2 protein-coding genes are annotated in these 1,867 nt (G+C 62.8%); both read right to left on the reverse strand.

What is annotated here, in order from left to right; genetic code table 11:
• The coding region (locus AC1DT2_RS22235; protein WP_477298786.1) for a Fic family protein at positions 1–822 on the reverse strand (822 nt) is incomplete at its 3' end.
• Between the two features lie 201 nt (positions 823–1,023).
• The coding region (locus AC1DT2_RS22240; protein WP_477298787.1) for an AraC family transcriptional regulator at positions 1,024–1,867 on the reverse strand (844 nt) is incomplete at its 5' end.

Below are 1,867 nucleotides of genomic sequence, written 5' to 3' on the forward strand. Positions count from 1 at the left end.
TCCCTCGACAATGCGGTTCATGTCACGCGCGATAGCGAGCGACGTGTCACACGCGCCCACCACCGCGTTGGACAGGAACTCGACCCATGCGTCCCAATGTTCCTTCAGCTGCACCCCTGCGAGGCTGTTGTAGTACGCATGGCGATGCTTCAGGAGAAAGCCAGAAAGATAGAGTGGCGGGTAGTTCGCTTCAGCCAACATGAGGGGCATGAGCAGGCGACCGACGCGTCCGTTACCGTCGGCGAACGGATGGATGGTTTCGAACTGCGCATGCGTAATGGCAAGGCGAGCGACGATGCCGAGTTCATAGTGTTCGTCTTCGTTTCTCTCATACCTAAGCATTGACAGTTCCAGCTCTCGCATGCACGCCTCAATGTTCCCAGGCGGCGGCGGGACGAAGGTCGCATCCTCGATTCGTCCTGAGCCGATCCATGCTTGCGTATCCCGCCACTGGCCCAGCCGGACGTGGGGCTGCGCGTCGTCCATCAGGGTAAGGTGCAGGCGTCTGACGACATCGAGAGTCAGGCCGGCAGTCGCTGGCGGTTTTAGCGAKTCCAGTCCGTCCTTGAGCGCGACGACGTAGCGTTCCGTCACCCGGGCATCGGCAGTTGCCCCTTCGGCACCTTGGGTGGCCTCATATTCCAGGAGCTCGGATAGCTGCGTCCGCGTTCCTTCGATCTGAGAGCTCTGCACGGCTTCGCGACGTGCAAGCGAACGCGTAATCAGTTCGGTGTTGGGCAGATGAGCGACGGCGTCCTGAAGGCGTCCGAGCGCCTCGTGGGCCCGGCCGATGGCTGACGCTACGCGGGCAGAGGACGGCAATATCCGAGGCGTCGCAGGTGGAACGAGGGCATGGCAGTGCGATCGCGGCTCGTCACATTTGACGAGGCTGCGCTGTCGAGTAGGGGAAAGATCCTGTCGGCGCACAGGGTGCGACCCTTGGTAAGGTTGAATAAGCCTAGGGCTTATTAAAGGATAAGTCGATAACCCTTAATAAGGCGATGGCTTATTAAAGCCTGGCGCTCACTTGGCCGCCTGCCTCATGGCCCCCGGCGGCTCGCCGATCACCCGCTTGAACGCCCGGCTGAAGGCTGCCAGCGAGCCATACCCCAGCTGGAACGCCACACTCTCGATTGTAGACTCGTCGCGTCCTATCCACTGGGCCGCCAGCCGCATGCGAAGTTCGGTGAGGTAGCGCACCGGGGTCATGCCGGTGACGGTGAAGAAGCGCTCGGCGAATACCGAACGCGAACTGCCCATTTCATCGGCGAGCTCGGCGACGGTCCAGTTGCGGCCAGGCTCGCGATGCATGGCAACGATGGCCTTGCCCAGGCGTGGGTCACGGAGCCCTTTCAGCCAGCCGGAGGCATCGCCACAGCCCGATTCGACCCAGCCGCGCACGATAATCGCGGAGACCACGTCGGCCAGCCGGGCGAGAATGCCGGCGAAACCGGCGCGCCTATGACAGGACTCACGTTCCATGGCGTCCAGCATGGGACGTAGCTCCGGATAACGGTCGAGCAGCGTGCCGACAAGCATCACGTCGGGCATCGCTGCGACGAGTGGCTGCATGCCGCCGAGTTCGAATTCCATGCATCCGCTGAAGATCAGAGCGCCCGAGGCGCGCGCAGTCGCTTCGCACTCAGGATGAATGTCGGCGACGCTGTTGCACAGCGGCGTGGCCAGAAAGTCCGTGACATCCCGCGACGGTATGTCTGCGGACGAGAGCAGCACATGCGGACGGCCTTGCGGCAGCAGGACGGCGTCGCCGGTCTCGAGCGAGAGCACCCTGTCGTCATGGGTTCGCAGGAGCACGGGACCACGGCCGACGAAATGAAACTGGGCATGCCCCGGCTCGCCTTTGAAC

This window comes from Luteibacter sp. P4_E6 (assembly GCF_056401535.1).